Origin of the sequence: Nocardia sp. NPDC060249 (assembly GCF_042728755.1) — a bacterium.
In the GTDB taxonomy this organism is placed as follows: domain Bacteria; phylum Actinomycetota; class Actinomycetes; order Mycobacteriales; family Mycobacteriaceae; genus Nocardia.
Genome location: NZ_JBHXAQ010000002.1, coordinates 338,339 through 350,531 on the forward strand (window position 1 = coordinate 338,339; position 12,193 = coordinate 350,531).

A 12,193-nucleotide genomic window follows, 5' to 3' on the forward strand; every position below is an offset into this window, starting at 1 on the left:
GACGACCGATCCGGACAGGTGGTGCGCGTATGCGGATAGCGGAGATCCTGCGTCACAAGGGCAGGGCGGTCACGACGGTGCCGCCGCACACCACCGTGCGCGACCTGCTGGCGGCGCTGGCCGACCACAATATCGGCGCGGTGGTCGTCTCCCCCGATGGTGCCGTGATCACGGGTATCGTCTCCGAACGCGATGTGGTGCGTCATCTGCACGCCCACGGCGCCGCTCTGCTGGATCGGCCGGTCACCGACATCATGACCGCCCGGGTTCGCACCTGCGGGCCCGATGAGGACGTGTCCTCACTACGAGATGTGATGACCGAGCACCGGATCCGGCACATGCCGGTGGTGAAGTCCGACCGGCTCATCGGCATCGTCAGCATCGGTGACGTGGTGAAGAGCGAGATCACCGAACTGGCCGCCGAACGTGAACATCTCGTCGAGTACCTGCAGGGCAACTACTGAGCCCGACGCCGACCGGCGACACCGAAAAGCCTTGCGCCCGATAATTCTTCGCGAGCTGTACCAGAAACGTGCGTATCGTTGAGCAGGTGCACCCCGTCCGGCCCGAGCTCGCCGCCTCGGTGATCCGGCACGCGCCCACCCCGGTGCCCGCCTCGGTTCGCACACGGTTTCCGGCCCTGACCGATCCCGCGGTGGTCTATCTCGACAGTGCCGCGACGACACAGAAGCCCGACACCGTCATCGCGGCCGTCACCAGCTACCACCGCGAGCACACCGCCAACGCGGGCCGGGGCACCTACGGCTGGGCCACCGCGCTGTCGGCGCGGATCGCCGCTGTCCGTACCCGCGCGGCCGGTTTTGTCGGCGCGCACCACTGCGACGAGATCGTGTTCACCAGCGGAGCCACCGCCGCACTCGGCGCCATCGCGCACAGTTGGGGCCTGGCCGAGCTGAACGACGGCGACGAGATCCTCTACAACCCCGCCGATCACGCCGCCAATGTGCTGCCGTGGCACCACCTGCGCGACACCCTCGCCCGGTTCGGCCGCCGCATCGTGTTGCGGCCCTATCGAAGCACCGCGACCGGGGAAGCCGATATCGAGGACATCCTCGCGCAGGTCGGTCCGCGCACCCGCCTGATCACCACCAGCCACCTCCATCACGTGTACGGCGGGCTCACCACTCTCGAGGAATTGCACGGCCGGATCGACCCCGAGATCCTGCTGTGCTTCGACTGCTCGCAGAGCGGAGGGCACCTGCCGGTCGATGTGACCGCGCTGCGTGCCGATTTCGCGGTCTTCGCGGGGCACAAGATGTTCGGCGCGCCCGGCACCGGCCTGCTGTACTGCCACCGCCGGGTACACGACAAACTGCGGCCTTTCCTGCCCGGCGGAAACTCCGGGGTCAGGATCACCGAGAACGGTCTGCTCGGCACCGGAATGCCCGAGCTACTCGAAGGCGGTACCCACAACATTCCCGGGATCCTCTCCCTGGCACCGGCTTTCGACCTTCTCGACGAGCTCGACCGCTTCGCGGTCGCCGAGCACAACCGGGTACTCACCCTGCGGCTCACCGACGGACTGCGCGAGGTCGCTGGGCTCGACTTCCTCCCCGGGCCCGCGCACGCGGCCTGCGCCGTCGGCTACGGGATCGTCTCGTTCACCCTCGATACGATCAGCGCGGCCGACCTCGGGTTCGTGCTGGCCGATGCCGGCTTCCTGGTGCGGACCGGAGCGCACTGCGTGCCCTCGGCCGACGCCGGGAACGGTTCGGTGCGGGTGAGCACCCACCTCTACAACACCCTCGACGAGATCGACCGATTCGTCGCCTGCGTGTCCGGTATCACCGGACACGGGCGCTGAACGACCTGCCCTTCAAGCCCCCGACGCCGAGGAGGAACGATGGGCTCGCCCACCGTGCAGCACTACGATCGTCGCGCCGCGTCCCGGGTACTGGCCCGTCTGGCCGCGCCCGGACTGTTCGCCGCCACCGAACCACCGCCGTCGCGAATCACCTATCGTGCCACCGCATTACAGCCTGAATCCGGCGCCGCGCTGACCCAGTCCCAGCGGATGTACCTGGAGCGGTTCATGCGGCCGTGCCGCCCGGATCAGGTGACCAGCGCGACCCATCGCCTCACCTGGACCGACAGCGCGGGCATTCCCAACACCGGGTACTTCCACACCACGGGCGCCGGCCCCGAACTCGCCGTGATCGCGCGGGAAACAGTCCTCGCGCTGTGGCATTCGCTGGCGGCCTCCGAACTGCCTGCGCGCGCCGCGGCTCTCCCCGCCCACGATCACGGCGTCCTGTCCGCGACCACCACCGATCACGATCCGCACGAGATCTTCCGGGTCGGCATCGAGGCAACGGGGCGCGCGCTGGTCCAGCACGGGCTGATCGCCGCCGACACCCGCTATCGCGGGCTCATCGAATTCGCCACCGGGATGCGTGATTCCGGCATCTTCACCGCCGTCGCCACCCGCTGGTTCTGGGAATTGCAGGCGTCGACCTTCCGGCGCGGGATGATCCCGGTGCGTTTCGCCACCCAGCCCGATGGGTCCGTGCGCTACACCGCCGACTCGATCGCCGTCCTGCGCGCGATGAAAGACGCCACCATTGCCGACGCACACGCGGTGATGCAGCGCGCGACCAGCGAGGAGGGCCTGGAAACCGAGGCGGCCGTCGCGAAATACCACGACGACCTCGACCTGATCTCCCGGCAGTACGCGCTGCTGCCCGCCGGCACGCGACCCACCTGTCTCGCGGCGACCCAGCACGACGTCGACGGTGCCGGTGTCCACGTCCTGGCCACGGTCGTCGATCGGTTCATCGAGACGTTCGCCGCGCTGGCAGGCTCGGTGGAAGTGATCGAGGACCCGACCGAGGAGCAGCCGGGCACCGGCCCCACCGGCGACGACGGTGTCTTCTACGTCCCCGATATGAGCTGCCGGCACTGCGTCCGCACGATCACCGCCCTGCTCGAGTCGATGCAGATCCCGGTCGTCGAGGTCGATCTGGAGTCCAAGCGGGTGGTCGCCCGGATCCGCAGTCCGCGCAACAGGCTCCGGGTCTTCGAGGCGTTGCGCGATGGCGGCTACAACCCGGTCGACGACGTGCCGGCACAGGTGCCCGGCGCGTCGGTGGGATGATCCCGCCCGCCGTTCCCGCCGCGCTGCATCCGCTCGTCGCCGCGTTCCTCACCGATCGCGACGGCGTGCGCGCCGCGCTGCGCCGCTACGGCTCCCCCGTGCATCTGGTGTTCCCGCAGGTCTTCACCGCCAACCTCGCCGCCCTGCGCGCCGTGCTCGACACGGGCGCCGTCCGGCATCGCATCTGCTACGCGCACAAGGTGAATCGTTCCGCGGCGTTCGCCCATACGGCTGCGCACGCGGGAATCGCCGTCGATGTGGCATCCGCGGGCGAACTGCGTTCCGCGCTGTCCGCCGGATTCCCCGCCGATCACATCGAAGTGACCGGACCCAAGGGCACCGCGTTGCTGCGCGCCGCGCTGGCGGCCGCGGCGACGGTCAATGTCGACAACCTCTGGGAACTCGCGACGCTGGCCGAGCTGGCGCTCCCGGAGACGGCCGTGCCGGTATTGCTGCGTGTCTCGGGATTCTCCGGCAGCTCACCGAGCCGGTTCGGCATCGATCTCGCCGAGGTGGCGACGGCGCTGGACCTGCTGGTACGTCACCGCGACCGGCTGCGGCTGCGGGGATTCGCCTTCCACCTCGATACCGCTGCCACCGCGGAACGAGTCAACGCCGTGGGCGACTGTCTGGAACTGATCGAACGTGCCTACGCGCACGGCCTGGCGCCGACGGTGCTCGATATCGGCGGCGGCCTGCGCCAGGTCTTCACCGCCGATGCCGGGGCGTACGACGCCTACGACCACGCGCTGCGGGCGGGCCTGCTCGGGCGTGGCCCCGCGATGCACTGGGGTAACAACACTTTCGGCTATCACGTCGCCGAGGGAATGGTGCACGGCGGACCGGTGTTCCACAAGTACGCCAATACCGAACCCGCCGCCGGCATCCTCGCCGAACTCCTCGCCGCCCCGCTGCCCGGGCACGGTGGACGGGCGCTGGGAGCGGTCCTGACCGACAATCTCCTCGACCTGTGGCTCGAACCGGGCAAAGCGCTGGTCGACCAGGCAGGCATCACCGTGGCGCAGGTCGAGTTCGTCAAACAGGCGGGCAACGGCGCGACGCTGGTCCATCTGGATCTCAGCCGAGACACCGTCACCGCCGCCGACCAGGAGGTGCTCATCGATCCGATCGTGCTGGCCGACGTAGCCGAGCCGCGGCCCGCCGGAGTGTATTTCGCCGGGCACCTGTGCCTCGAGCGCGACCTGATCACCCAGCGGCAGGTGCGGGTCGCGCGGCTGCCCTCCCCCGGCGATCCGGTGGTGTTCCCCAATACCGCCGCCTACCACACGGATCTGTCGGCCGCGCAGGCCGCCATGCATCCGACTCCCGCGAAAGTCGCTGTGCTGCACCGAGAAGGACAGTTCTTCCTCTGCCCCGACGCCGACTATCGGCCCGGGGGCCGGTGATGGTCTACACCCACATCACCGAGCTGATCGGCAACACTCCCCTGCTGCGCCTCGACCCGGCCGTCCACGGGCTGCCCGAGGTGGAGCTGTACGCGAAACTGGAGTCGCACAACCCTTTCGGTTCGGTGAAGGACCGCGTCGCCTGGGCGATGATCCGCGACGACCTCGCGCGCGTCCGCGCGGGCGGACAGTCGTTCATCGAGGCGTCGAGCGGCAACACCGCCAAAGCGCTGCGGGTGCTCGGCGCGCTGCACGGCATCCCGCTGCGCGCGGTCACCAACCGGATCCGGGTGAGCGAGGTCCGCCAGCTGCTGCAACTGCTCGGCACCGAGATCGTGGAACTGCCCGGCCTGTCCGAATGCCCCGATCCCCATGCCGCCGACGATGTTTCGGCCGTCATCGATCAGACCATCGGCCAGGCGCCCGACCGCTGGTACCACCCCTCGCAATACACGAACGAGCGCAATATCGCGGCCCATCACGACGGCACCGGCACCGAGATCGCCACCGACCTCGCGGACGCGGGCATCGACCATCTCGACTACCTGATCGGCGGCCTCGGCACCACCGGCTCCACCCGCGGCACCGCGACCGCCCTGCTCGCCCACCATCCGGACCTGCGCACCGTCGGGGTGGTGTCGGACCGCTTCGATTTCATCCCCGGTATCCGCTCCGAGCGCGAGATGTGGGATGTCGGCTTGTTCCGGCCGGATTTCTACGACGAGATCGTCACCGTCGACTCCGCCGCCGCCATCGAGGCGACCCTCGACCTGATGCGCGGCTACGGCGTGCTCGCCGGACCCACCAGCGGCGCGGGCTATTGCGCCGCCCTTCGCACCCTGGCCACGGCACCGCGCCCCGAGGGCAGAGCGCTGGTGGCCGTGCTGATCGTGTGCGACCGGATCGAACCGTATCTGTCCTATGTCGCCAAACGCAGACCGGAGCTGTTCGGCAAGCCCACCGGGCCCGCGCCCCCGAGTCCCGGCGACACCGCGCCGACCCTGTCACCCGCTGAGCTGGCCGAACTGGACCGCACCGCCAGACCCACCGTCGTCGACACCCGCGGCGCGATGGCCTACCGCGTCGGGCATGTTCCCGGCGCGCTCAACATCCGCGACGACCAGCTCGAGGAGATGCTCACCCAGGGCGTGCCGTTTCCGCGATCGCGGCCGGTGGTGTTCGTGTGCCCGGTCGGGGAAACCTCGCTGCGTTTCGCCGCCGTGGCCCACCGCGCGGGCTACGAGGCGTTCAGCCTCGCGGGCGGCATCGTCGCGTGGCGCGACGCCGGGTACGCGATGGAGCGCGGCGGCTGATCAGACGAGCACCCTGGTGGCGCGGCGGGCGGTGCTCAGCGCACGACCGCGACCGGTCGTCGCCAGCAGGGCCGCCAGCGGGCCGCGATACCCGTCGGCGAGCAACGCGACGATCGCCCGGAAACGCGCCACGAACTGCTGCGCGGTCGCCTCGTCGAACCGGGCGATCGGGTAGATGAACGACCCGTCGACCCCGGCGGGCGCGCCGAGCGGATCGTAGTGGTCGGTGAGCCCGAACTCGAGGTCGTGCTTGGCCCTGACCACACCGGTCGGCACCTCGGTAATCGAAAGCCCTTGTGCTGGAGGATGTTCGACAGTGGCGGGTGGAGCCCCCGCTCGTTGCAGGATGAGCGTGGCCTGGAACAGCGGAAGCGCGGCGTCCTGCAGCAGGCAGCGCTTGAGCCGCGGGTTGGGGGTGTCGGGGTGGGCGTAGGCGGCGAGCGCGACCCGGCGCACCTGATCGAGGAGCTCGCTGACGTCGGCGGCGCGGTCGAGGCGCACGCGCATCAGCACATCGTCGGAGAAGTTGCCGACGAGGTCGTCGAGCACACGGTGATCGCGACCCGAAACCGCCGTGGCGACCGTGACATCGGAGCTGCGGGCGAACGCGCCGACAGTGAGGGCGAACGCGGCCTGCAACACCATGAACAGGCTCGCCCGACCCTCCTGCGCCATCCGCAGCAGCCCGGCATGAGTCGCGGCGTCGAACGAAATCGGCAGCAGCGCACCGGCGACCGGGTCGATCGAGGCCGCGGGGACCTCTCGCGCGGGCAGAGCGAGCAGGGCGGGGCGGCCGGCCAGCGTATTGGCCCAGTACCGCAGCTGATGGGTGGCCCGGCTCCACTCGTCGGTGAACTCGCCGAGCTGCTCGTGCTTCCACAGGGTGTAGTCGATGTAGCTGATCGGCAGCGGCGGCCAGAGCGGGACGGTGCCGGCGCGACAAGCCAGGTAGGCGGTGACGAGGTCGCGGATCAGCGGATCCATCGAGCGGCCGTCGACCGAGATGTGGTGCACGACAAGGGCAAGCACCACGTCGTCGGGCCCGAGCACGAACAGTCGCGCCCGCACCGGCAGATCATGGGTGAGGTCGAAGGGCTGCCCGGCCAGCGCGGCGACGGCGGGAGCGAGCTCGGCTTCGCCGACCTCACATTCGGCCACCTCGAGGACGACATCGCCCGGGTCGACGACGCGCTGGGCCGGACCGAGCTCGGTCGCCGGAAACCGGGTCCGCAGTGGAACATGGCGTCCGACGAGGAGTTTCAGCGCCGCCCGCAGCGCTGCCACGTCGACCGGCGCACCGCGCAAGCGCATCGCCCGCGCGACATTCCAATCCGCCGATCGGCCGAGTCGCGCGGCATGCCACATGCGCTCCTGAGCGGGCGCCAGCGGCACATGCGCCGGACACGGCCGAGGAGCGAGCACCGGTGCGGCGGCGGGCCGGAAACAGACCGGCTCGCTCCCGGTGCGCGCCGTCGCCGACACAACGCCGCTTCCGGCGCCGAAACCCCCCGATCTCTTCCCCACACCGGGGTCCGACACGCGTCTACAACCTCCACACTGTTCCGACAGGTGAGGAACGCTAATGAGTCGATGTGAACACACAGTTACCGGATCGTGACCATGCTCGGTCCGCCCGCTCGCTTCGCGAAACCCACGATTTCGCCGACTATCCACTTTCCGGGCGAAATCGCCCAAAAGCCGCGTTAGAGTAGCGACGGGAAGCGGAGCGAGGAGCTGGTTGGTGTCCATCGGGAAATTGGTGTCGTTCGACGGTTCACGGGGTTTCGGGTTCATCCGGCCCGACGACGGCGGGCCCGATGTGTTCGTCCACGTCAACGACATCGGCCTCGACGAGGACGAGCTGCGCCAGGGTCGCCTGTTCGAATTCGATGTGACCGAAGGCGATCGGGGCCCCAAGGCGATCAATCTGACCGGGGTCGGACAGCCCCCCTCGGCTCCGAAGACGCGCAAGAGCGGCGACCGGCTCGGTCCCGACGAACTGCGTCAGCAGATCACCGAATTGCTGCTGGAGGCGTCTCCCGCGCTCACCGCCGCCGAGATCATCACCATCCGCGACCGGTTCACCACCTTCGCCGACGAGCACGGCTGGCTCGACAGCTGATCTCGCGCACGGTCCTCTCCGAGCGCGACAGGCGCGCACTCGATGTCCGCGCACGTGTCGGTCCCCCGTCCTACGATCGCCTCACACACCGATGAATCGGGCGTGCTCGCATCGTCGACACGGGTGAACACACCCGCGAGGAGGATCGAATGGATCTACCGGTGATGCCGCCAGTGCGCCCCATGCTGGCCAAGTCGACGCCGTCACTGCCCCGCGAATCAGGGCTCAGCTATGAGCCGAAGTGGGACGGCTTCCGCTGCATCGTGTTCCGCGACGGCGACGAGATCGAACTCGGCTCCCGCAACGACCGCCCGCTCACCCGCTATTTTCCCGAGCTGGCCGAGCTGCTGAAGGCGGCGTTGCCACAACGCTGCGTCATCGACGGGGAGATCGTGGTCGTCACCGAGCACGGCCTCGATTTCGACACCCTGCAGCAGCGGTTACATCCGGCCGCGTCGCGGGTCGCCAAGCTCGCGGCCGAGACACCGGCCAGTTTCGTTGCCTTCGATCTGCTCGCCCTCGGCGATCGCGATCTCACCGCCGAGCCGTTCGCGCAGCGGCGCCGCGAGCTCGAGTCGTTGCTCGACGCCGCGCCCGGCCGGATCCATCTCACGCCGATCACCCACGACCCCGACGTAGCTCAGGACTGGTTCACCCGTTTCGAAGGCGCCGGCTTCGACGGCGTGATGGCCAAGTCCGACGAGCTGGCCTACCTGCAGGACAAGCGAGTGATGCTCAAGATCAAACACGAACGCACCGCCGACTGCGTGGTCGCCGGATACCGGATGCACAAGGACGGCGAGGGCGTCGGTTCGCTGTTGCTCGGCCTGTTCGACGACGAGGGCAATCTGCACCATGTCGGGGTGGCGTCGAGTTTCACCGCGGCCCGGCGCCGCGAACTACTCGACGAGCTGGCGCCGTTGCGCGAGAACGCGCTCGACGACCATCCGTGGCGCAACTGGGCCGACGCGGTCGCGCAGGCGAACGCCGACGGCAAGATGCCCGGCGGGCAGAGCCGCTGGAGCGGGGGCAAGGATCTGTCGTGGGAGCCGTTGCGGCCCGAGCTGGTCGCCGAAGTGCGCTACGAGCACGTGCAGTCGGGACGGTTCCGCCACGGGGGACGGCTGGCGCGGTTCCGGGCCGACCGCACCCCGGATTCGTGCACCTACGCCCAGCTCGATGAAGTGGCGCCCGCCGAGCTCGACGCGATCTTCGGCGTCGGCCGATGAGCGCCGCGGTGGAACTCGACATCGACGGCCGCGCGCTGACCATCAGCAATCCCGACAAGGTCTACTTCACCAAACGCGGCGAGACCAAGCTCGACCTGGTCGACTACTACCGCGCTGTCGCCGAACCGATGCTCGGTGTGATCGGTGGACGGCCGCTGCTGCTGGAACGCTATCCCGACGGCGCGTCGGGCAAGTCGTGGTTCCAGAAGCGGGTGCCGAAATCGGCGCCGGACTGGTTGCGGACCGTGGAGGTGTCCACCCCCAACGGCACCACCAGCGACGCGCTGGTGGCACACGATCTCGCGCACATCCTGTGGGCGGTGAATCAGGGCTGTCTCGGGTTTCACGTGTGGCCCAATCATGTTCCCGATCTGCGGATCGCCGACGAACTGCGCATCGACCTCGATCCCTCCCCCGGCATCGGTTTCGATGATCTGCGCCGCGCCGCGGTGCTCACCCACGAACTGCTGTCCGAACTGGGCATCGACTCGTCCATCAAGACCTCGGGCTCACGGGGCCTGCACATCTACGCGGCACTGGAACCGCGCTGGGACGGCTACGAGGTGCGGGCCGCGGCGGTGGCACTGGCCAGGGAGCTCGAGCGCAGACATCCCGACGAGATCACCGCGCAGTGGTGGAAGGAGGAACGCGGCTCGCGGGTGTTCATCGATTTCAATCAGAACGCCCCGCACAAGACCGTGTTCGGCGCCTGGTCGGTGCGGCCCAAGGTCGGCGGTCAGGTGTCGACGCCGATCACCTGGGCCGAACTCGGCACCGTCGTGCCCGACGAACTCACCCTCGCCACCGTGCCCGCCCGCCTCGCCGAATCGGGGGATCCCTGGGCGAACCGGGCGGCGCAATCGATCGAACCGCTGCTGCAGATGTCGGAGCGCGACATGGCAGCGGGGCTGATGGACGCACCGTGGCCACCGCAGTATCCGAAGATGCCCAACGAGCCGCCGCGCGTGCAGCCGAGCCGGGCCAAGAAGGAGTGAGCGCCTATTCGGTGGTCCAGGGCGACCAGACCGCGGCGCTGCCCTTGCCCTCGCACACGAGCGCGTGGTTGTCGGAGGTACGGCCCGACTTGTCCACCGAGGGATCGCATTTCGCCCCGGCGGTGTAGTACGACCCCGACACCTTGAACGGCCCTGACCAGGTGTGACCACTCGACCCGCGCAGACACAGCAGTGTCGCACCGTCTGCCGCGACGCCGAGCAGACCGGCCTTCTCCGCGGTGCATTCCGTGCCCTTCTCGACCACGCCGCTCTTCTCGCCGCCGCCGGCGGGACTCGTCACCGGGACGGCCTCGGTCACCGTCGGTGCCGCGTGCGAAGTCACCGACACCGGCGTCGGTGTGGTTGTCGCCGCCGACTGGGCGAGTGCGGGCATCGGCACATCCAACCCACCGAAAACGGCGAGCCCGATCGCTGCCGCGACCGCCACCTCGGCAATACCGAGCAGCAGTGCCAGCAACGCGATCCCCCGTCCGCGCGGATGCCCGAACGACAGCAGCCCGAACACGATCGCGATCGGGAACAGCAGCACCAGCGCGGCGGCGAGCGCCACCATCGCGTACGGATTCACGCGCGGCTGATCACCGCGGCTACCACCGGCCGCACCGTCCGCGCTCACCTGCGGCCAGCGCCGGCCGTCCCAGCGCCGATCGTCGGACTCCTGCTCGGGGTCGTCGTCCCATTCCTCGTACCGTGCCATCAACCCCGGGTCCCTCTCCGATCTCCCCGGGCGCACAACGAAACAGGTGCGACGCCGGGTTACGCGACGAGAATAAGGACTCGAAGCCCGATAGGACAGCTCAAACGCGAAATAGGGTCACAGTGACATAACGCGTCAACCCGCGCGAACACACCCGGTAACGAACCGGCTATCACCCTTACCTCGGCAGACGGAACAGGTTCATGCTGGTCATGAGGTACACCGTTGCGCGAACTCTCGAGCTCGCGAGGAGGACTCATGCCCGACAGCACGCCTCCGGCAGACCGAGCCTGGCATGCTCAAGCCGGTGATCTGCTGGCCGACGATTACAACGTCCCCGGCATCATCATGTGCGCGATCGGGGTGGTGGCGCTCGCCTGCACCCTCGTCGCGGCGGGCACCGCGCACACCGGATGGGCCGTGCTGGCCGCGATCATGACGCTCCTTTTCATCGGCGGCGGTGTCGGTGCGTTGATGTTCGAGCATCACCGGGAGAAGAAGATCGAGCAGATGCTCGGCCGGACCGGCCACGCGCCCGGCCACGCCGGGCCCCAGCGCTACAGTGCCGCCGCGATCGCGATGCGGCGCTCGGGTCGCTCGGGTCGCGCGCTCGATTCCTAGCGTTCGCCCGATTCCACGGTCGGCTCCGGCTCGATGATCAGCACGCTCGGAATCGTCACGGTGATCATCGTGAGCAAGGTGTCGGCCAGCAGTTGATGCACCTGTGCCCTGGTGAGGGTGGCGCGGGTGATCCATTCCCGACCGGCGACTTTCACCAGGCCCGCGTAGGCGAGTACCAGTGCGCGCAACGGTGCGCTGTCCGCCAGATCCGCGCGCCCGATCATCACCAGCATGCGTTCGGCGGCGGCATCGTCGGCCTGATCGAGGATCTGCTGCACTTCGGGGTCGTCGCCGACGCCCTCGTGGCTGGTCACCTTCACCCAGGTGGTGCCGTGCTCGGCGATGGTGTCGAGCAGCCAGCCCACGATCGCGTCGACCCGCTCGCCCGGTGTGCCCTCGGGAATGGACACCTTGTCCTGACGCGGCAGGGTCACCATGCGACGCACCACCGCCAGATACAGGTCACGCTTGTTGCCGAAGTAGTGGTTGATGAGCCCGCGCGCCACCCCCGCGCGCTGGGCCAGTTCCGCGGTCGACACCGCCGCGTAGGGCCGCTCACCGAACATGTCGATGGCACACGCCAGGATCTGCGCTCGTCGCTCGTCGGGTTCGAGCCTGCGCCTGCGCGGCGCGTCTGCGGTGTCGGTGTCCAGCGGGGAAATCGCGGTTCTCCG

At 69.0% G+C, this 12,193-nt stretch carries 12 protein-coding genes; 9 read left to right on the plus strand and 3 right to left on the minus strand.

Annotated features, from left to right (window positions below; genetic code table 11):
* Positions 1-29 precede the first annotated feature (29 nt).
* From ACFWFP_RS09180 to ACFWFP_RS09200, 5 genes are all read left to right on the plus strand, one after another.
* Entirely contained in the window at positions 30-464 is a 435-nt protein-coding gene (locus ACFWFP_RS09180; RefSeq protein ID WP_379294205.1) for a CBS domain-containing protein, read from the plus strand.
* An 86-nt stretch (positions 465-550) separates the two neighbouring features.
* A complete protein-coding gene (locus tag ACFWFP_RS09185; RefSeq protein WP_379294207.1) occupies positions 551-1,825 on the plus strand; it encodes an aminotransferase class V-fold PLP-dependent enzyme in 1,275 nt (424 codons plus the stop codon).
* A gap of 39 nt (positions 1,826-1,864) precedes the next feature.
* Positions 1,865-3,115, plus strand: a complete 1,251-nt coding sequence (locus ACFWFP_RS09190; RefSeq protein ID WP_379294208.1) for a heavy-metal-associated domain-containing protein — start codon at positions 1,865-1,867, stop codon at positions 3,113-3,115.
* Positions 3,112-4,521, plus strand: coding sequence for a decarboxylase (locus ACFWFP_RS09195; RefSeq protein ID WP_379294209.1), 1,410 nt, complete (start codon positions 3,112-3,114; stop codon positions 4,519-4,521). The genes ACFWFP_RS09190 and ACFWFP_RS09195 overlap by 4 nt, the downstream gene beginning before the upstream one ends.
* Positions 4,521-5,834 (plus strand): pyridoxal-phosphate dependent enzyme, encoded by a 1,314-nt coding sequence (locus ACFWFP_RS09200; protein WP_379294210.1) that lies wholly within the window; start codon positions 4,521-4,523, stop codon positions 5,832-5,834. The genes ACFWFP_RS09195 and ACFWFP_RS09200 overlap by 1 nt, the downstream gene beginning before the upstream one ends.
* Here the strand turns inward: ACFWFP_RS09200 and ACFWFP_RS09205 are convergent, their stop codons facing one another.
* Positions 5,835-7,316, minus strand: a complete 1,482-nt coding sequence (locus ACFWFP_RS09205; protein ID WP_379294211.1) for a condensation domain-containing protein — start codon at positions 7,314-7,316, stop codon at positions 5,835-5,837. It lies immediately after the preceding gene.
* 256 nt (positions 7,317-7,572) lie between these two features.
* Between ACFWFP_RS09205 and ACFWFP_RS09210 the strand changes: the two genes are divergently transcribed.
* The 3 genes from ACFWFP_RS09210 (at position 7,573) to ligD (ending at position 10,180) form a co-directional block, all read left to right on the plus strand.
* Complete coding sequence (locus ACFWFP_RS09210) at positions 7,573-7,956, plus strand: cold shock domain-containing protein (RefSeq protein ID WP_379294212.1); 384 nt, start codon at positions 7,573-7,575, stop codon at positions 7,954-7,956.
* Between the two features lie 149 nt (positions 7,957-8,105).
* Positions 8,106-9,185, plus strand: coding sequence for an ATP-dependent DNA ligase (locus tag ACFWFP_RS09215; RefSeq protein ID WP_379294213.1), 1,080 nt, complete (start codon positions 8,106-8,108; stop codon positions 9,183-9,185).
* Positions 9,182-10,180, plus strand: coding sequence for a non-homologous end-joining DNA ligase (gene ligD, locus ACFWFP_RS09220; RefSeq protein ID WP_379294214.1), 999 nt, complete (start codon positions 9,182-9,184; stop codon positions 10,178-10,180). The genes ACFWFP_RS09215 and ligD overlap by 4 nt, the downstream gene beginning before the upstream one ends.
* Before the next feature lie 4 nt (positions 10,181-10,184).
* Here the strand turns inward: ligD and ACFWFP_RS09225 are convergent, their stop codons facing one another.
* Positions 10,185-10,898 carry a hypothetical protein gene (locus ACFWFP_RS09225; protein ID WP_379294215.1) on the minus strand — a complete coding sequence of 238 codons (714 nt, stop codon included), beginning with the start codon at positions 10,896-10,898 and terminating at the stop codon, positions 10,185-10,187.
* A 258-nt stretch (positions 10,899-11,156) separates the two neighbouring features.
* On the opposite strand from ACFWFP_RS09225, the gene ACFWFP_RS09230 reads away from it, so the two are divergent.
* Complete coding sequence (locus ACFWFP_RS09230; RefSeq protein WP_379294216.1) at positions 11,157-11,519, plus strand: hypothetical protein; 363 nt, start codon at positions 11,157-11,159, stop codon at positions 11,517-11,519.
* Here the strand turns inward: ACFWFP_RS09230 and ACFWFP_RS09235 are convergent.
* Positions 11,516-12,085: a TetR/AcrR family transcriptional regulator gene (locus ACFWFP_RS09235; RefSeq protein ID WP_379294217.1), complete on the minus strand. Its 570-nt coding sequence runs from the start codon at positions 12,083-12,085 to the stop codon at positions 11,516-11,518. The two genes, ACFWFP_RS09230 and ACFWFP_RS09235, sit on opposite strands and share 4 nt — an antisense overlap.
* Between the last annotated feature and the right edge of the window lie 108 nt (positions 12,086-12,193).

What these genes read in the sequence shown, in the direction of transcription:
- ACFWFP_RS09180 (WP_379294205.1), top strand. Translation starts at nt 30, where the DNA reads ATGCGGATAGCGGAGATCCTGCGTCACAAGGGCAGGGCGGTCACGACG.
- ACFWFP_RS09190 (WP_379294208.1), top strand. Translation starts at nt 1,865, where the DNA reads ATGGGCTCGCCCACCGTGCAGCACTACGATCGTCGCGCCGCGTCCCGG.
- ACFWFP_RS09195 (WP_379294209.1), top strand. Translation starts at nt 3,112, where the DNA reads ATGATCCCGCCCGCCGTTCCCGCCGCGCTGCATCCGCTCGTCGCCGCG.
- ACFWFP_RS09200 (WP_379294210.1), top strand. Translation starts at nt 4,521, where the DNA reads ATGGTCTACACCCACATCACCGAGCTGATCGGCAACACTCCCCTGCTG.
- ACFWFP_RS09215 (WP_379294213.1), top strand. Translation starts at nt 8,106, where the DNA reads ATGGATCTACCGGTGATGCCGCCAGTGCGCCCCATGCTGGCCAAGTCG.
- ligD (WP_379294214.1), top strand. Translation starts at nt 9,182, where the DNA reads ATGAGCGCCGCGGTGGAACTCGACATCGACGGCCGCGCGCTGACCATC.
- ACFWFP_RS09225 (WP_379294215.1), bottom strand. Translation starts at nt 10,898, where the DNA reads ATGGCACGGTACGAGGAATGGGACGACGACCCCGAGCAGGAGTCCGAC.
- ACFWFP_RS09230 (WP_379294216.1), top strand. Translation starts at nt 11,157, where the DNA reads ATGCCCGACAGCACGCCTCCGGCAGACCGAGCCTGGCATGCTCAAGCC.
- ACFWFP_RS09235 (WP_379294217.1), bottom strand. Translation starts at nt 12,085, where the DNA reads ATGTTCGGTGAGCGGCCCTACGCGGCGGTGTCGACCGCGGAACTGGCC.